This window comes from Streptomyces sp. NPDC055025 (assembly GCF_053608565.1).
Genome location: NZ_JBSGVS010000018.1, coordinates 12,710 through 28,859 on the forward strand (window position 1 = coordinate 12,710; position 16,150 = coordinate 28,859).

The window sequence follows — 16,150 nt, forward strand, 5'->3', positions numbered from 1 at the left end:
TGCTCGGGCACGCCTCCTTAGCTCAGTTGGCCAGAGCAACGCACTTGTAATGCGTAGGTCGTCGGTTCGAATCCGACAGGGGGCTCCACGAAGGTCCAGGCCAGATGTCCTCTGACCTGGGCTTTTTCTTTCCTCCGTGCGTCACGGTCCTGCTGGCCCGGCCGGTGATGGTCGCGAGCGGCCCGGGGAGCGCGAGGGGGGCGCATCGGGACAGCGGGAGCCCGGCGGGCCGCCTCGGGCTCCAGCTCGTCGAAGAACGCGAGCCTCACCTGGACGTTCACCGGGAGGTCCGCGGCCCGGGTTGTCTCCCGTGCCGCCACGTCCGGACTGGCATACGTCTACGTGGACGGAGCCAAGGCCGCGACGGTCGACCTGAAGTCCTCCACCACCAAGTACCGCGACGCGATCTGGACCAGGACCTGGTCCGCCGGCGCCGAACACACCATCAAGATCGTCGTGGTCGGCACCACCGGCCGCCCGGCCGTGACCACGGACGGACTCGTCTACCTCAAGTAGCCGACCCAGCACCGGACAGAGACAACGTTCGAGCGAGGAATCAGACGCGGATCTCGCTCGGCCACAAAGGGAGCGCGCCGGAGACCATCACCGTCATGGATCAGGCATGAGCGGGAGGCCCGGACATGGGATGAGGCTGTTGGTCAATTCGGGCCCTGATTATTTCGCCCGTCGAGTTGTTGCTCAGCGGGGCGAAGTGCTGCGAAGCGGCGGGTGCGGGCGTGGGCGTGGGCCCAGGGTGTGTCGGTGGGGTGGGGGTCTGCACGGGCGAGGTCGGTCGCGGCGCCGGTGAGCTGGTGCCGCAGGGCTGTCTTGGCGAGGCCCCGGGAGCGGGATCTGCGCTGGCCGCAGCATCGCCCGCCTCGCACAGGCGGAGCGACTTCGAAGCGATCGGCATGCACCATTGTCGATCACCTTGCGGGTCTCGGCCCATGCCGGATGAGATAATGGAGTGTGGTGCGGTGCATGCACGGAGCGGTGTTATCGTGCCGCCCTGTGTGGCGATGAGTGGCGTATTTGTACCTCGATGCCGCACCCACGCCCTGCTGGTGTGCCAACAGCGCTCAGGGCTCTTTGAAATCAGAATGGGGTGGGAATGTCCAAACACCGGCTGTCCAAAAAGGCCCGCTACGTTGCCTGGGCGGTGGCGGGTGTCGCCGTCGTCGGGGGTGCCGGAATCGCGGCACAGACGTCGATGGCCGCTGCCGCGCTGCCCGCACAGAAAACGTACACCGGCCGGGCATTCGACGCCTGTACGGCGCCTTCACTGGCAGCCATGAAAGCCTGGCGCGGAGGGCTGTACGGCGCCGTCGCGGTCTACATGGGGGGAAAGAACCGCGGTTGCGCACAGCCTAACCTGACGGCCTCCTGGGTGAAGTCGGTCAACGCCTCCGGCTGGAAACTCATTCCGCTCTACGTGGGAGCCCAGCCGCCCTGCCAGACGAGCAAAAACCCGGAGAAGTTCACTTCCACCACCGCGGCATCCCTCGGCGCGAGCAATGCCAACGATGCGATCACCAAAGCATCGGCGCTCGGCATGAAGGCCGGCAGCCCGGTCTACCTGGACATGGAGCCGTACGACATCGCCAACAAGGCGTGCAACGACGCGGTACTGACCTACGTCCGCTCCTTCACCAAGACGCTGCGCGCCAAGAATTACCGCGCCGGTTTCTACGGCTTCAGCAGCTCCAGTGCCAAGGCGATCGCCACCGCCACGAACAAAACCGACCTGCCGGGCAACCTGTGGTACGCCCTGTGGGACAAGAACAACACCACGACCGCCGACTGGCCGTGGGACCCCGCACAGTTCACCAACCACAGCCGCGGCCACCAGTACATGGTCAACAGCAAAGAGACTCGCGGCGGTTACACCATCACCGTCGACCGCAATGCGTGGGACGCCCCGGTCGCGATCATCGGCTGAGAGCGGCGCGACTCGGCGAACCTGATCCGTAGTCAAGGCGACTTGGAGTCGGAGCGTCCGCAAGAAGGTTTGCAGAAGGCCAGCGACTGCCGTGATCTGGCTCGCTGTCACCCGCGAGTCCGTCCTGGTGGCCATTCGGCGGTCGGATGCCTTTGGACGGTTCGGTGCGAGGCGGCACATGGCACCCCGGTGGACCTCTTCTGACCAGCAAGAACATCACTCGGCAGCATGGCCCCGCACTACGCAACATGAACGCTCACGGTCTTGTAATGCGTAGGTCGTCGGTTCGAATCCGACAGAGGGTTCCACGAAGGCCCAGGTCAGATGCTCTCTGACCTGGCCTTCTGTCATTCTGTGGCTGTCTCTGGTGAGGTGGGTGGCCGAGTGGTCGAGAGTCTTGGAGACGGCCTTGATGTCGGCAGTGGCCGCGAGCATGAGCGTGGCGGCGACGTGCCGGGAGGTTGTGGAGCCGGATGAGCCAGCCTGTAGCCGTTTACGCCGGGCCCGGTTCTCCGCTGCCCTGTTCGGTGTGGCCGTGAGTTCGTCGCGCACCGCACGCCGCTGCGCGTTCCGCTTTTGTACCGGAGACCTGCGGTACCTCGGCCAGTGGTACCGCTCCGCCGGACAACCCTTAGCCCCCTTGTGCCACTTCCGCCTTACATCGCCCCGCCGGGAAAGGGGGCCCGCACTTCCGCGCGGCCATTACTCAAGGTGACGAGCGCTGATCGGCGGCCGAGACGTGCGGGAGCCGGGTACCTCCCGCGCGCGGTCAGCGGCCCGAGATGCGGTTGGCCGCTCGGGCCAGGGGGTGGGTCGTTGCGGTGGTGGCGGTGGATTCTTTGGCGTCCGCCGTGCGGTAGGCCGCGTACAGGGCCTGGACGCCGAGCCAGCGGAAGGGTTCGGGTTCCCATGTGCGGACCTTGTGGTTGACCCAGGGCAGTGTGGTCAGTTCGGTCGGGCCCGACTGGCCGGAGTCCTGTTGGATCAGGTCGCGCAGGGTGCGGGCGGCGAGGTTGGTGGTGGCGACGCCCGAGCCGACGTAGCCGCCGGCCCAGCCGACGCCGGTGGCGCGGTCGAGGGTGACGGTGGCGCACCAGTCGCGGGGGACGCCGAGGACGCCGGACCAGGCGTGGTCGATACGGACGTCCGCGGTGGCGGGGAAGAAGCGGACGAGGATGTCGCGGAGCGCCTCGACGGTGGCGGGCTGGGTGCGGCCGTCGTTGTCGGTTCTGGAGCCGTAGCGGTACGGGTGGCCGCGGCCACCGAGGGCGATGCGGTCGTCGGCGGTGCGCTGGGCGTACATATACGCGTGCGCCATGTCGCCGAGGGTTTCGCGGCCGTCCCAGCCGATGGCGTCCCACATGCCGGCGGGCAGGGGTTCGGTGGCGATCATCGAGGAGTTCATGGGGAGCCAGGTGCGCCGGGCGCCCTTGAGGCTCGCGGTGAAGCCTTCGGTGCAGCGGAGGATGTAGGGCGCGCGGACGGTGCCGTAGGGCGTGACGGCGTGCTTGGGCCTGATCTCGGTGACGGGCGTCGATTCGTGGATGGTGACGCCGAGCGCTTCGACGGCCGCGGCGAGTCCTTTGACCAGTTTGACGGGGTGGAGCCGGGCGCCGTGCGGGGTCCAGGTGGAGCCGACGGCGCCGCCGACGCGGATACGGTCGGCGGTCTCGCGGGCGCCGTGGAGGGTGCGGCCGGTCTCGCCGAAGGCGATCTCCGCGGCGTGGAAGGCCTTGAGGCGGGCGAGCTGGGCAGGGCTCCGGGCGATTTCGAGGACGCCGCCCTGGTGGATGTCGGCGTCGATGTTCTCCTCGGCCGCGACGCGTATCACTTCGGCGACGGTGTCGTTCATGGCGTGCTGGAGGCGTACGGCGGCGTCGTGGCCGTGGAGCCGGGCGTAGCGGTCGCGGCCCGCGATGCCGTTGTAGAGCCAGCCGCCGTTGCGTCCGGAGGCGCCGTAACCGCAGAACTTCCCTTCCAGGACGGTGATGTTGAGGAAGGGGACGGCTTTCTTGAGGTAGTAGGCCGTCCACAGTCCGGTGTAGCCGCCGCCGACGACGCAGACGTCGGCGGTCGCGTCCGCGGGGAGCGGTTCCCGGGGGGCGGGGATGCCGTCCTGGGCGTACCAGAAGGAGATCCCGCCGTTGTTCGCGGTGGTCATGAGGGTGTTCGTACACCCCTGCTCGTACGTTTGTCCAGGTATCGGCGGGGACGGCAGGCGCGGGTCAGGGGGTAGCAGACGAGTCCGATGAGGACCGAGGCGAGATGGCCGAGGTCGGTGAAGGTGGGGCTGGTGATCAGCGGCAAGCCGTAGAAGATGAGGACGGCGGCGAGGTAGGGCAGATGCCAGGGGAGCGGTACGCGGTAGGTGAGGACGCCGGCGATTCCGGCGAGCGCGTAGCTGACACCGACGTCCAGGGTGTTGGCGGCGGACTGCGGGGCGTGCCCGTGGTGGATGGCCCAGCCGAGGACGCCTTCGCTGATGAGGGTCGCGCCGATATGGGCGAGCGCGGCCACGGAGAGCCAGCGCGGGGTGCCGAGCCAGTGTTCCGCGGGGGCGTGGAAGAGGGTGTAGAGCACGGCGTACGGGAGCCAGGTGCCGCCGTCGATCCAGAAGGCGCTGACGATGAGCACACGGACGGGGTCGGTCGACAGCTCATGGATATTGGTGGAGCGCTGGAGCAGGAATTCCCTCTCGAACTGGGGTGACATCTGGTGGAGGGCGACGGTGGTGACGAAGAGGGCGGCCAGCCAGAGATAGGTACCGGGGGCGCTCGTGATCCAGGTGCGGACCGTGTGGAGAATGCGGCGCATGGCCCGATTCACCCATGGCCGTAGGATCGTGGGCGTGATTGACATTCCGGCGGAGTTGGCGGAAACACAGTCGAAGTTCCTGGGCGAGGCGGGCCGGGCGTTCATCGAGGCGCTGCCGGGCAGGGCGGCGGATTTCCTGGAGCGGTGGGAGCTGCGCCGTACCGGTCCCTCGATGTACGGCATGTGTGCGCTGGTGCTGCCGGTGGAGTGCGCGGACGGCACGGCGGCGGTGCTGAAGCTCCAGCATCTCGACGAGGAGTCGGCCGGGGAGCCGGTGGCGCTGCGGGCGTGGGGCGGCGACGGGGCGGTGCGGCTGCTGCGGTACGACGACAAGACGGGCACGCTGCTGCTGGAGCGGTTGCGCGCCCGGGATCTGAGCGGTGTGCCCTCGCGCGAGGCGGTCCTGATCCTCGCGGAGCTGCTGGCGCGCTTGACGTCGGCGCCGGCTCCGGCGCATCTGCGCACGCTGGGCGATACCGCGGCGCGCATGCTGTCCGAGGTGCCGGTGCTGGAGAAGTCGCTGGCCGACGAGGGGGAGCGGCGGCTGTTGCGGGACTGCGCGGCGGCGGTGCGCGAGGTGGCGGCGGAGCCGGGGGACCGGCTGCTGCACTGGGATCTGCATTACGAGAACGTCCTGGCCGCGGACCGGGAGCCGTGGCTGGCGATCGATCCGAAACCGCTGGCGGGCGATCCGGGATTCGAGCTGCTGCCGGCGCTGGACAACCGTTTCGACGCGTCGGAGACGCTGTGGCGCTTCGATCTGCTGACGGAGTCGCTGGGCCTGGACCGGGAGCGGGCCCGTGGCTGGACGCTGGGGCGGGTGCTCCAGAACTCTCTGTGGCACATCAAGGACGGTGAGTGCGGGCTGGATCCCGATCAGATGTCCATCGCTCGGTCACTGCTGGCACGGTGAGCGGGGAAGAGGGCAGGCTGCGCTCATGATTCGTACTGCCACAGCCGCCGATGTCCCGGTGATCCACGCGATGGTCCGGGAGCTGGCGGAGTATGAGAAGTGCCTGGACGAGGCGCGGGCGACCGAGGAGCAGCTCCATGAGGCGCTGTTCGGCGAGCGCCCGGCGGCGTTCGCGCACATCGCGGAGTCGGACGACGACGGGGAGCCGGTGGGCTTCGCGCTCTGGTTCCTGAATTTCTCGACGTGGCGCGGGGTGCACGGCATCTACCTGGAGGACCTGTACGTCCGCCCGGACCGGCGCGGCGGCGGGCACGGCAAGGCGCTGCTGACGGAACTGGCGCGGATCTGTGTGGAGCGCGGTTATGAGCGGCTGGAGTGGTCGGTCCTGGACTGGAACGAGCCGTCGATCGCGTTCTACCGGTCCCTGGGGGCACTGCCGCAGGACGGCTGGACGGTGTACCGCCTGACGGACGACGCGCTCACCGGGCTGGGGAGCGGCAAGTAGGCGCGTCGGGGTCGCGTGCGGCGGGGCGGTCGCGTGGACCGAGTCGGTCACGCGGCGCGCGGCGGGCACGTGGCGGGCAGGCGGGCACGTGGGGCGCAGGCGGGCACGTGGGGCGCAGGCGGGCACGTGGGGCGCCGGTTGGGTGACGTGGTGGGTGGGGGGACGTGACTGGTCCTCAGATCCTGTATGATCATCTCGTAACTTCGAAGCAGCACACGGAGTCACGCGTCTGTGGTCCAAGGAAAGACGCCCGCCAGCCGGTGGGAAATGTGGGTGCAAGGCCTGCCGGGCGCTCGATACGGAGGGGCTCTTCCTCGTGAGAGGGAGGGCCCCTTCCGTCTGTGGGCGATCCGTCTGCGGTCGGCCCGTCCACTGCCCACTGCCCACTGCCCGTCCGTGCGCTGCCGGGAAGTGCTCCGGCCCGTCAGGGGACCGGGGGGCCGGGGGCGGCCGCCGCTTCGCGGGTGCGGGGGGAGGGGCCGTTGATGACCAGTGCGGCCATGACCGCCGCGACCAGCAGGATGACCGCCGCCCAGGCGATGGCGACGGTGAAGCCGTGGACCGTGCCGGTGTTCACGAGGTCGGTCCGCTCGGCCGGGGTGAGCCCGCCCTTCTTCTCCGCCGCGGCGAGACGGCTCGCCAGGTAGGCGCTCGTGGTGGTCGTCGCGACCGTGTTGAGCAGCGCCGTACCGATGGAGCCGCCGACCTGCTGCGCGGTGTTGACGGTCGCCGAGGTGACACCGGAGTCCCTGGCCGGTACGCCCGAGGTGCCGGTGGCGATGGCGGGCATGAAGGTGAGCCCGAGGCCGAGGCCCAGCAGGACGGTGCCGGGCAGGATGTGCGCCGGATAGCTGGAGTGGATGTCGATGAAGGTCAGCGAGTACAGCCCGCCGGCGCCGAGCAGCAGGCCGGGCACCAGCAGAAACCGTGGCGGCGCGTAGGGCAGCAGCCGGGCGGAGATCTGTGTGGAGCCGATGACGATCGAGGCGGTCAGCGGCAGGAACGCGAGCCCGGTTCGCAGAGGCGTGTAACCGAGGATGTTCTGAAGGAAGTACGTCATGAACAGGAACGCCCCGAACAGCCCGACGGTCGTCAGACACATGATGAGCATCGATCCGCCGCGGTTGCGGTCGCGGACGATACGCAGGGGCAGCAGCGGTCCCGCGGTACGGCTCTGCCACCACACGAAGACGCACAGCAGCGCCACCCCGCCCAGCAGCAGCCCCAGGACCAGCGGCGCGGTCCAGCCCTTGGCCTCGGCCTCGCCGAGTCCGTAGACGAGGGCGACGAGACCGCCGCAGCCGAGGACGACACCGGGGATGTCGAGATGTGCCCCATGCGCGCCACGGGTGCCGGCCCGGTCGCTGAGCAGGGTGAACGCGCCGACCACGGCGACGGCGGCGATCGGGACGTTCACGTAGAGGCACCAGCGCCAGCTCAGATACTCGGTGAGCACGCCGCCGACGAGCAGGCCGATGGCCGATCCCGCGCCCGCGATGGCGCTGAAGACACCGAAGGCCTTGGCCCGCTCGGCGCCGCCGGTGAAGGTGGTGGTGAGCAGGGAGAGCGCGGACGGCGCGAGGAGCGCGGCGAAGGCGCCCTGGAGCGCGCGGGCGAGGAAGAGCGTCTCCGGGCCGATGGACGCGCCACCGAGGGCGGAGGCGGCGGCGAATCCGATCAGGCCCACGACGAAGGTGCGTTTACGGCCGACGAGGTCGGCGATCCGGCCGCCGAGGAGCAGGAGCCCCCCGAAGGCGAGGGTGTAGGCGGTGATCACCCACTGCCGGTTGCCGTTGGTGAGGCCGAGTTCGCGCTGGGCCGAGGGCAGGGCGATATTCACGATGGTGGCGTCGAGTACGACCATGAGCTGGGCTGTCGCGATGACGGCCAGGGCCCACCAGCGGTGGGTGTCGACCACGGTGCCGGGCTGCGGGCCGGGGGCCGGGTCCGGCTCCGGGCCGGGTCGGCCGGCCGAGTTCGCCGGGTCGCTCATCCCAGGTCTTCCCTCACCTGGATCTCCCCTCTCCGCTGGTCGCGGTCGGCCCGTTGTCCGATCTCCGTACCGATCTCCGCACTGATCTCTGCACCGATCTCTGCACAGAACACCATGAATCGGGTTGATTCGCTTCCCGCGACCGGCGCCGGCCCCTCGGTTCTGGCGCCGGTACGGGGTTCTGCCTCTGGGCCTGGGACCACGGCTCTACGGCCCAGGGCTCTACGGCCCCAGGCCTCTACGGTCTACGGTTCTACGGCTCCAGGACGACCTTTCCCATCGTTCCGCGCGTCTCCAGCGCCCGGTGCGCGCGTGCCGCCTCGGCGAGCGGGAAGCGCTGTACGGCCGGGCGCAGCCGGCCCGCCGCCGCCTCGGCGAGCGAGCGCTCCTCCAGTACGCGTATGTCGCCGCCCGCCTTCTGGAGCATCACCGGGCCGAGAACCGACTCGGAGGTGATCCCGCGCTCCGCCAGTTCCTCGTCGGTGAAGGTCAGCGGCGCCCCGTCGTGCGGGCCCTCGCCCGACCAGCCGAAGACGATGTGCTTGCCGCCCTTGGCGAGGAGATCGACGGCGGCCAGGCCCGTAGCGCCGCCGACGGAGTCGAAGAGGACGGTCGCGCCCCGGCCGTCGTGACGCTCGCGGAGATGGTCGCGGACCTGTGCGGGCCAGTCGGGCAGGGTGTAGTCGACGGCGAGGTCGGCGCCGTTGGCGGTGACCCGGGCGACCTTGGCGGGGCCGCCCGCGAGACCGATGACGGCGGCGCCGGCGTTCTTCGCGTACTGGACGAGCAGGGTGCCGATCCCGCCCGCCGCCGCCGGTACGAGGACGATGTCGGCGGGGCCGAGTCCGTCCGTGAACTGGAGGATGCCCATGGCCGTACGCCCCGTGCCGATCATGGCGACGGCCTCGGCCTCGTCGAGCCCGGCCGGGATCTCGTGGAGGCGGGCGGTGTCGGTGACGGCGAGTTCCGCGTAACCGCCCGGCACCATGCCCAGATGCGCGACGACCCGCTTGCCGAGCCAGTCGGCGGCCACGCCCTCGCCGAGCGACTCGACCGTACCGGCGACCTCGCGGCCCGGGATGGTCGGCAGTTCGGTGGTGCCGGGGTAAGGACCCCGCATGCCCTCGCGCAGCGCGGTGTCGAGGAGATGGACGCCGGCCGCCGCGACCGCGATCCGGACCTGGCCGGGGCCGGGCGCGGGGTCCTCGGTCCGCTCGTACGTGAGGTTCTCGGCGGGGCCGAAGGCGTGGAGGCGGACGGCGTGCATGGCGGGCTCCCTGGGGTTCGTCCGGAGTGATCCGGGTTCGTCGTTCGTGGTGGGAGCAAGCGTCCGACCTCAAGAGGGCTTGAGGTCAAGGCCGACCGGGCCGGCGGCGCCCGGCTCCTTCGGTCGCGGGTCGGCGGCGGCGCCCGGCTGTCGCTGTCGGCGCAGGGCCAGCGAAGCCGCCTCGATCCCGCTGTTGAAGGACACCTCCGAGAGCACGCCGGGCGCCGCGACCTCGTCGCCCGCGAGATACACCCCGTCGCCCCGGTCGATACGCGGCCGGTCCCGCCAGGTGGTGCCCGGCGGGTCGACGGCGCCGGTACGGCCGGTCGCGAGGGATTCGCGCCGCCACAGCGTCCGGTCGCGCCAGCCGGGGAGGCCCAGGTCGAGCAGGCGCTCGGCGCGGGCGATGCCGTCGGCGGCGGACTCGCCGGGGCCGACCGGGAAGTGCCCCTGGAGGAGCTGTTCCCCGGCCGGAGCGAGGGACGGGTCCTGCGCGGTGAACCGTTCGAGCCAGCCGGGGGCGTCGAGGTCCGAGACGACGAACGCGTCGCCCCGGCGCCCGCGCACCGCGAGATCGAGCAGCGCGGTACGGCCGCCGGTCCAGCGCAGCCGGTCGTCCCCGAGGAGCCGGCGGGCCGCGGCCAGGGAGGTGGCGACGATCACGGGACCGTTCTCGGGGACGGTGTCGACCCGTACCGCCGTCTCGATCCGTACGCCCAGGTTCCACGCGTACCCGGCCATACGGTCGATCAGCTCGCCCCAGCCGCCGACCGGACAGCGGGCCTCGGGCGGCAGCGCGGCGGCACGCCGCAGACGCTCCTGGACGAAGGCGGCGGAGAGCGAGCCGGGGTCGTGGTGGAAGAGGGCCACGGCGGTGTAGTGCGCGGCGGCGCGGGCGGTGGCGGGCCCTTCCAACCCGGTGGCCCAGGTCATGAAGTCGGTGTCCACCGGCGCGTGTTCGGCCTTGCGGCGGGCGAGGCGGAGCACCCCGAGGGGCGGGGTCCTGCGCAGGGCGCCGCCGTGGTGGAAGCGGAAACGGGCGCCTTCGCGCGCGGGCGGGCTCGCCACGGGACCCAGCAGACCGCGCTGCCTGAGCCACGCCCAGTGCGGCCCGCGGCGGTAGAGGGCGTGCGGTCCTTCGTTGGTGCGGTACGCGCCTTCGGCGGTACGGGCCCGGCCGCCGAGGGTGTGGTGGGCCTCCCAGAGCGTGACGGAGGCGCCCGACTCGGCGGCGGTGATGGCGGCGGCGAGTCCGGCCAAGCCGCCGCCGATGACGGTGACGCGGGTCCTTGGATTCATGGTGTGTCCCCTCCGGTCACGTGCTCTCGCGCTTGCTCTCCTGCTGGCTGTCCTGCTTGGGGTCCTGCTGGCTGTTCTGCCGGCTGTTCTGCTGGCTCTCGTACTCGCTCGGGCTTGCTCTCGCGCTTGCTCACACCGGTGTGACGGATACCGGACAGCTCGTTGTGACATCGGCGTGTTGTCAGTGCCGTACGTCACCATGGGGACATGGCGCGGAAGACGACGAAGAGTGGTGCGGGCGGGGGCTCGGCGAAGCGGGTGGAGGCGAGGCGGGCGGAGGTGCGGCTGCCGCCGCTCAGTCCGTACGGCGGCGGTCTGGAGCCGGACGGGGATTACGACGGTCTGGAGTTCAAGGACCTGGTTCTGACGGGGCAGGAGGGGCCGGGCGCGCGGTTCATCGACTGTGCGCTGAGGGAGTGCGTTCTCGACGAAACGTCACTGGGGCGCACGCGGTTCATCGACTCCGTGCTGAGCGGTGTGCGGGGGGTGGGCACGGATCTGTCGGGCGCCTCCCTGCGCGATGTGGAGGTGGTGGACGCGCGTCTGGGCGGGGTGCAGCTCCATGGCGCCGTGCTGGAGCGGGTGCTGTTCCGGGGCGGGAAGATCGATTACGCGAATCTGCGGAAGGCCCGGCTGAAGGACGTGGTCTTCGAGAGCTGTGTCCTGTCGGAGGCGGACTTCGGGGAGGCGGAGCTGGAGCGGGTGGAGTTCCGGGACTGTGTGCTCAGGCGGGCGGATCTGAGCGGCGCCCGGTTGAAGGACGTCGATCTGCGGACGGTCGCGGAGCTGGATATCGCGCGGGGCCTGGACCGGCTGGCGGGAGCGGTGATCAGCTCGGCCCAACTGCTGCACCTGGCACCGGCGTTCGCGGCGCAGATAGGCGTGCGGGTGGAGGACTGACAGGAGGCGGGGGGCGAGGGCCGGGGGGGCGTACGGAGCAGTGCCCGCGCGACAGCCCGGCCCGCATGACGGCCCGGCCCCGGGGCCGGCATCGGGACAGACCGGAGGCCCCGGCCTGGGGGGAATGGACCGGGGCCTGCGTGGTGCGCCAGGGGCACGCCTTCTCTGTGGGGGGAGGAGCGGTCGTTCGCTCCCGGCGGTGCCCCGGCATTTCTCGTCTGCCCGGAGCCTCGGGAAGTACTCCTGCCGCCGTGGAAAACGATGCGAGGGCTGTGTGCCGACGATGTGCCCGTGCGGTGACCGTCGTACGGGCGGGGCCGACCGGCGCCGTGCCGTCCGACCGGCGCCGCGCCGCCCTTCCCGGTCAGACGCGGGGGAAGCGGGACTGGAGGTCCCAGATGATCGGGTTGTCGGCCAGGCCCTCGTGCATGTCGGCGAGATCGGCGATCAGATCGTGCAGGAAGTCGCGGGCCTCACGGCGCAGCAGGCGGTGGCTGAAGGTCAGCGGGGGCTCGTCGCCGGGCATCCAGTCGGCCTCCACATCGACCCAGCCGAAGCGGCGCTGGAAGAGCATGCGGTCGGCCGACTCGGTGAAGTCCAGCTCGGCGTGCTGCGGCCTGGCCGCGCGGCTGCCGCGCGGATCGCGGTCGAGTTGCTCGACGATGTCGCACAGCGCCCACGCGAAGTCGAGCACCGGCACCCAACCCCAGGCGGTGGACAGCTCCCGGTCCGCCTTGGTGTCCGCGAGATAGACGTCCCCGCAGAACAGGTCGTGCCGCAGCGCCTGGACCTCCGCGCGCCGGTAGTCGGTCTGCGGCGGATCGGGGAAGCGGCGGGAGAGGGAGTAACCGATGTCGAGCACGGGCCGATGGTGTCACGGCCGTGGCTGACGGAGTCGGGGGGTGGTCGATCACACGTTCCGGCAGTTGCGGAAACGTCACCGCGCACACGTTCGAGTGAAGGGTTGCGGTTTCATTTCGTGTTTGGACGCCTAGGCTGGCAGTGTCGCTTGCACTAGGGAGGTCGCCGTGGCACTGCCTGTTTCCGAATACGAGCCGGATGAGTCGTACGAGCCGCATGAGCCGTACGGAACTGATGACGGCGAGCTCGAATACATGCGGATGCTCCGGCAGGTGAAGGGAAGGATCCCGGCCATGTCAGTAGAAGCGGCCTTCGACGTTTTCGATGCGGTTGCCCCGGAGGGGTGGCGCGTGGAATTGATCGAAGGGGAGATCCACGTGACGCCTCCGGCCAATGGCGAACACGAAGAAATCGTGGCTGAGATGACGGACCAGGTGACAGGACGCCGTAAGAATCGGTCGTTGCGGAGTTACACCGGCCTTGGGTTGTACGTCCCGGGCGCGTCGGTCAGCGGCAAGATCGTGCCCGACCTGGTCATCGCGCCCAAGGGCAGTTTCACCGACGAGCTGGAGTACCACGATCCCGCGCCCGTCCTCTTCATCGCCGAAGTGACATCGCGCTCCACCGGTCAGAACGACCGGGTCAAGAAGGTCCGGGGTTACGCCCGTGCCGGTATTCCCGTCTACCTGCTCATCGACCGGGAAGCCGACCAGGCCGTGCTCTGTACGGTGCCCGTCGGTGAGGAGTACACCTCCAAGGTTCCGTACAAGATCTCCGAGCCGGTTCCGCTCCCCGAGCCCCTGGGTTTCGAGCTCGACACCGGCGAGTTCTGACAGAGGGACCTACGATCATGGGGTGGACAAGCGTCTGGCCCTTCCCCTCCCCCTCCTTGTTCTGCCCCTCACCCTTCTTGTTCTCACCCCTGTTCTGACCGGCTGTGCCGGTGACGGCGCTGTGCACGGGCGCCCGGGAGCCGCGGGGGTGCGGGATCCCTATTTTCCGCGGCTCGGCAATGGCGGATACGACGTTCAGCATTACGGTCTGACCCTCGACTACGCCCCCGCCACCGGACGGCTCAAGGGAACCGCCGAGATCACCGCCCGCGCCACCCAGGATCTCAGCGCCTTCAATCTCGATTTCGCGGGAATGAAGGTCGATTCCGTGACCGTCGACGGCGAGAGGGCCGCACTCCACCGCGCCGGTACGGAACTCACGCTCCGGCCGCACGACGATGTCGCCCGCGGGGAGACCTTCCGTACGGTCGTTCACTATTCCGGCGTACCGCTGCGCATCACGGATCCCGACGAGTCGGAGGAGGGGTGGCTCAGATCGGGGGAGCGCGCGGTGGGGCTGGGGGAGCCGACGGGCTCGATGGCGTGGTTCCCGGGCAATCACCACCCGAGCGACAAGGCGTCCTACGACATCCGGATCACCGTGCCCGAGGGGCTGAAAGCCGTCTCCAACGGTGAGCTGAGGAGCGAGCGTACATCGGCCGGCCGTACCTCCTTCGACTGGCACTCCGCGGAGCCGATGGCCAGCTATCTCACCACTGTCGCCATCGGTTCTTATAAGACGCTGACGGCGGAGCGGGCGGAGGAGAAAGCGGTGAAGAGGGCGGGGAGGAAGGCCGGGAGCAAGACAGCGGAAGAGACGGGGAAGAAGGCGGACAAGGCCGGTACGGCCACGGTGGCCGCCTTGCCCATCTACTCCGCCGTCGACCCCGCCGTCGCCGCCGACAGCGCGCGGCTGCTCGCCGAGCTCCCCGGGATCATCACCTGGCAGGAGAAGACCTTCGGGCCGTATCCCTTCTCCTCCACCGGAGTGATCATCGGACGGAAAGGCGATTCCCAGTACGCCCTGGAGACCCAGAACAGGCCCTTCCTCCCCGGTCCCACCAGCGTCGCGACACTCGTGCACGAGCTGGCCCACCAGTGGTTCGGGAACTCCGTCACCCCCAAGTCATGGCGGGACATGTGGCTCAACGAAGGGTTCGCGGAGTACACCGAGTGGCTCTGGGCGGAGCACACCGAACAGATTCCGGTGCGGCAGAGCTTCGAGGAGGCGTACGAGGACGACGACAACTGGGCGTTCCCGCCCGCCAAGCCCTCCTCCGCGGCGCATATCTCCGACCCGCCGGTCTACGGGCGGGGCGCCATGGTCGTCCACCAGGTACGGGAGGCCGTGGGCGACGCGGCCTTCTTCCGGATCGTGCGCGGCTGGCTGGAGACGTACCGTCACGGCAACGCCGACACCCACGACTTCACGGCCTATGTGGAGGAGCAGGCGGGCCGTGATCTCAGCGGCATCTGGGACACATGGCTGTACGGCGACGGCGACGAGAAGCCCCCGCTGGACTGACCGTCCTCACCCGCATGGCGTGGGGCCGTCCACCGGAGCCGAACGCCCCCGCGAGAGGACCGCGGGGGCGTTCGGGCGGACGCGTCCGTGTCAGAGGTTGACGCCGAAGTCCGTGGCGATGCCGACCAGGCCCGAGGCATAGCCCTGGCCGACCGCGCGGAACTTCCACTCCGCGCCGTTCCGGTACAGCTCGCCGAAGACCATCGCGGTCTCGGTGGCGGCGTCCTCGCTCAGGTCGTAGCGGGCGATCTCGGCGCCGCCGGCCTGGTTGACGATGCGGATGTAGGCGTTCCGCACCTGGCCGAAGTTCTGGCTGCGGGTCTCGGCGTCATAGATGGAGACCGGGAAGACGATCTTGTCGACATCGGCGGGCAGACCCGCCAGATTGACGTTGATCGCCTCGTCGTCGCCCTCGCCCGCGCCCGTGCGGTTGTCACCGGTGTGGACGATCGTCTGGTCCGGCGTCGACTTGTTGTTGAAGAAGACGAAGTGGCCGTCGGAGACGACCTTCCCGCCGCCGTTCACCGCGATGGCCGAAGCGTCGAGGTCGAAGTCGGTGCCGGTGGTGGAACGGACGTCCCAGCCGAGGCCGACCGTGACGGCGGTCAGGCCCGGTGCCTCCTTGGTGAGGGAGACGTTGCCGCCTTTGGACAGGCTTACAGCCATGGGGATGTCCCTTTCGTTGTCGTGTGCGGACTTCGAGTCGTCCCGAAGCTACCGTCACCCCGCATAACGCAGGCAGAGGACCGAGAGGTTCCGTCCCCCTTTACTTTCTTTACCCGGACGGCGGGCGGAAGGCGGGCACACCGGAGAAGGCGGTACGGGAAAAGAGGGTGACGTGAGGGGCGGGCGCACGGGACCATGGGGGCATGTCCGGGCCTCCTTATGTCATCCGCGGTTCGGTCTCCCTGCCGGAGGCCGAACTGATGTGGCGTTTCTCGCGCTCGTCCGGGCCCGGCGGACAGCACGTCAACACCACCGACTCCCAGGTCGAGTTGCGCTTCGATCTCGCGAAGACGGAGGCGCTGCCGCAGGTCTGGAAGGACCGCGCCCTGGAACGGCTCGCGAACCGGCTGGTGGGCGGAGTGATCTCCGTACGCGCCTCGGAGCACCGCTCGCAGTGGCGCAACCGCGAGATGGCGGCGGTGCGGCTCGTGTCCCTGCTGGCCGAGGCGACGGCCCCGCCGCCGCGGACGCGCCGGAAGACGAAGATCCCGCGCGGCATCAATGAGCGCAGGCTGCGGGAGAAGAAGCAGCGCGCGGAGACCAAACGCGGCCGCACAGGCCGCGACTGGTCCTGA

14 protein-coding genes, 1 tRNA gene and 2 pseudogenes are annotated in these 16,150 nt (G+C 69.8%); 9 read left to right on the plus strand and 8 right to left on the minus strand.

The window, feature by feature from the left end; all coding sequences use genetic code 11:
• The first annotated feature begins 11 nt into the window (after positions 1-11).
• Positions 12-88: transfer RNA gene (locus ACWGDX_RS13790), tRNA-Thr, on the plus strand.
• A 146-nt stretch (positions 89-234) separates the two neighbouring features.
• A pseudogene (locus ACWGDX_RS13795) lies at positions 235-516 on the plus strand (N-acetylmuramoyl-L-alanine amidase); the annotation flags it as partial.
• Positions 517-659: 143 nt separating this feature from the next.
• Here ACWGDX_RS13795 and ACWGDX_RS13800 read toward each other — a convergent pair.
• A pseudogene (locus ACWGDX_RS13800) lies at positions 660-866 on the minus strand (IS5/IS1182 family transposase); the annotation flags it as partial.
• A gap of 245 nt (positions 867-1,111) precedes the next feature.
• Here ACWGDX_RS13800 and ACWGDX_RS13805 point away from each other — a divergent pair.
• Positions 1,112-1,939 carry a glycoside hydrolase domain-containing protein gene (locus ACWGDX_RS13805; RefSeq protein WP_453625282.1) on the plus strand — a complete coding sequence of 276 codons (828 nt, stop codon included), beginning with the start codon at positions 1,112-1,114 and terminating at the stop codon, positions 1,937-1,939.
• A gap of 769 nt (positions 1,940-2,708) precedes the next feature.
• On the opposite strand, the gene ACWGDX_RS13810 is transcribed toward ACWGDX_RS13805, so the two are convergent.
• Positions 2,709-4,100, minus strand: a complete 1,392-nt coding sequence (locus tag ACWGDX_RS13810; protein WP_453625283.1) for an NAD(P)/FAD-dependent oxidoreductase — start codon at positions 4,098-4,100, stop codon at positions 2,709-2,711.
• On the minus strand, positions 4,097-4,753 hold the full coding sequence (locus ACWGDX_RS13815; RefSeq protein ID WP_453625285.1) for a rhomboid-like protein: 657 nt from the start codon (positions 4,751-4,753) through the stop codon (positions 4,097-4,099). The genes ACWGDX_RS13810 and ACWGDX_RS13815 overlap by 4 nt, the downstream gene beginning before the upstream one ends.
• On the opposite strand from ACWGDX_RS13815, the gene ACWGDX_RS13820 reads away from it, so the two are divergent.
• Together ACWGDX_RS13820 and ACWGDX_RS13825 are read left to right on the plus strand one after the other, a co-directional pair.
• Positions 4,752-5,666 carry an aminoglycoside phosphotransferase family protein gene (locus ACWGDX_RS13820; protein ID WP_453625287.1) on the plus strand — a complete coding sequence of 305 codons (915 nt, stop codon included), beginning with the start codon at positions 4,752-4,754 and terminating at the stop codon, positions 5,664-5,666. The two genes, ACWGDX_RS13815 and ACWGDX_RS13820, sit on opposite strands and share 2 nt — an antisense overlap.
• A 25-nt stretch (positions 5,667-5,691) precedes the next feature.
• The gene (locus ACWGDX_RS13825) at positions 5,692-6,171 is read left to right on the plus strand and encodes a GNAT family N-acetyltransferase (RefSeq protein ID WP_405985732.1); all 480 of its coding nucleotides are present in this window, start codon (positions 5,692-5,694) and stop codon (positions 6,169-6,171) included.
• A 424-nt stretch (positions 6,172-6,595) separates the two neighbouring features.
• On the opposite strand, the gene ACWGDX_RS13830 is transcribed toward ACWGDX_RS13825, so the two are convergent.
• From ACWGDX_RS13830 to ACWGDX_RS13840, 3 genes are all read right to left on the minus strand, one after another.
• Positions 6,596-8,164 carry an MFS transporter gene (locus ACWGDX_RS13830; protein WP_453625289.1) on the minus strand — a complete coding sequence of 523 codons (1,569 nt, stop codon included), beginning with the start codon at positions 8,162-8,164 and terminating at the stop codon, positions 6,596-6,598.
• Between the two features lie 253 nt (positions 8,165-8,417).
• Complete coding sequence (locus ACWGDX_RS13835; protein WP_453625290.1) at positions 8,418-9,431, minus strand: zinc-binding dehydrogenase; 1,014 nt, start codon at positions 9,429-9,431, stop codon at positions 8,418-8,420.
• Between the two features lie 69 nt (positions 9,432-9,500).
• Positions 9,501-10,730, minus strand: a complete 1,230-nt coding sequence (locus tag ACWGDX_RS13840; RefSeq protein ID WP_453625292.1) for an NAD(P)-binding protein — start codon at positions 10,728-10,730, stop codon at positions 9,501-9,503.
• A 207-nt stretch (positions 10,731-10,937) separates the two neighbouring features.
• Between ACWGDX_RS13840 and ACWGDX_RS13845 the strand changes: the two genes are divergently transcribed.
• Positions 10,938-11,630: a pentapeptide repeat-containing protein gene (locus tag ACWGDX_RS13845; protein ID WP_363080726.1), complete on the plus strand. Its 693-nt coding sequence runs from the start codon at positions 10,938-10,940 to the stop codon at positions 11,628-11,630.
• 364 nt (positions 11,631-11,994) lie between these two features.
• Here the strand turns inward: ACWGDX_RS13845 and ACWGDX_RS13850 are convergent, their stop codons facing one another.
• Positions 11,995-12,492, minus strand: a complete 498-nt coding sequence (locus ACWGDX_RS13850; RefSeq protein WP_363080727.1) for a hypothetical protein — start codon at positions 12,490-12,492, stop codon at positions 11,995-11,997.
• Between the two features lie 253 nt (positions 12,493-12,745).
• Between ACWGDX_RS13850 and ACWGDX_RS13855 the strand changes: the two genes are divergently transcribed.
• A complete protein-coding gene (locus tag ACWGDX_RS13855) occupies positions 12,746-13,324 on the plus strand; it encodes a Uma2 family endonuclease (RefSeq protein ID WP_453625450.1) in 579 nt (192 codons plus the stop codon).
• Between the two features lie 22 nt (positions 13,325-13,346).
• A complete protein-coding gene (locus ACWGDX_RS13860) occupies positions 13,347-14,849 on the plus strand; it encodes a M1 family metallopeptidase (protein ID WP_453625295.1) in 1,503 nt (500 codons plus the stop codon).
• 90 nt (positions 14,850-14,939) lie between these two features.
• On the opposite strand, the gene ACWGDX_RS13865 is transcribed toward ACWGDX_RS13860, so the two are convergent.
• On the minus strand, positions 14,940-15,515 hold the full coding sequence (locus ACWGDX_RS13865) for a TerD family protein (protein WP_453625297.1): 576 nt from the start codon (positions 15,513-15,515) through the stop codon (positions 14,940-14,942).
• Positions 15,516-15,718: 203 nt separating this feature from the next.
• Here ACWGDX_RS13865 and arfB point away from each other — a divergent pair, with 203 nt between their 5' ends.
• Positions 15,719-16,150: an alternative ribosome rescue aminoacyl-tRNA hydrolase ArfB gene (gene arfB / locus ACWGDX_RS13870; protein ID WP_453625299.1), complete on the plus strand. Its 432-nt coding sequence runs from the start codon at positions 15,719-15,721 to the stop codon at positions 16,148-16,150.

Coding starts and splice junctions, on each gene's coding strand:
- ACWGDX_RS13805 (WP_453625282.1), top strand. CDS start 1,112: ATGTCCAAACACCGGCTGTCCAAAAAGGCCCGCTACGTTGCCTGGGCG.
- ACWGDX_RS13810 (WP_453625283.1), bottom strand. CDS start 4,100: ATGACCACCGCGAACAACGGCGGGATCTCCTTCTGGTACGCCCAGGAC.
- ACWGDX_RS13820 (WP_453625287.1), top strand. CDS start 4,752: ATGGCCCGATTCACCCATGGCCGTAGGATCGTGGGCGTGATTGACATT.
- ACWGDX_RS13815 (WP_453625285.1), bottom strand. CDS start 4,753: ATGCGCCGCATTCTCCACACGGTCCGCACCTGGATCACGAGCGCCCCC.
- ACWGDX_RS13825 (WP_405985732.1), top strand. CDS start 5,692: ATGATTCGTACTGCCACAGCCGCCGATGTCCCGGTGATCCACGCGATG.
- ACWGDX_RS13830 (WP_453625289.1), bottom strand. CDS start 8,164: ATGAGCGACCCGGCGAACTCGGCCGGCCGACCCGGCCCGGAGCCGGAC.
- ACWGDX_RS13835 (WP_453625290.1), bottom strand. CDS start 9,431: ATGCACGCCGTCCGCCTCCACGCCTTCGGCCCCGCCGAGAACCTCACG.
- ACWGDX_RS13840 (WP_453625292.1), bottom strand. CDS start 10,730: ATGAATCCAAGGACCCGCGTCACCGTCATCGGCGGCGGCTTGGCCGGA.
- ACWGDX_RS13845 (WP_363080726.1), top strand. CDS start 10,938: ATGGCGCGGAAGACGACGAAGAGTGGTGCGGGCGGGGGCTCGGCGAAG.
- ACWGDX_RS13855 (WP_453625450.1), top strand. CDS start 12,746: ATGCGGATGCTCCGGCAGGTGAAGGGAAGGATCCCGGCCATGTCAGTA.
- ACWGDX_RS13865 (WP_453625297.1), bottom strand. CDS start 15,515: ATGGCTGTAAGCCTGTCCAAAGGCGGCAACGTCTCCCTCACCAAGGAG.
- arfB (WP_453625299.1), top strand. CDS start 15,719: ATGTCCGGGCCTCCTTATGTCATCCGCGGTTCGGTCTCCCTGCCGGAG.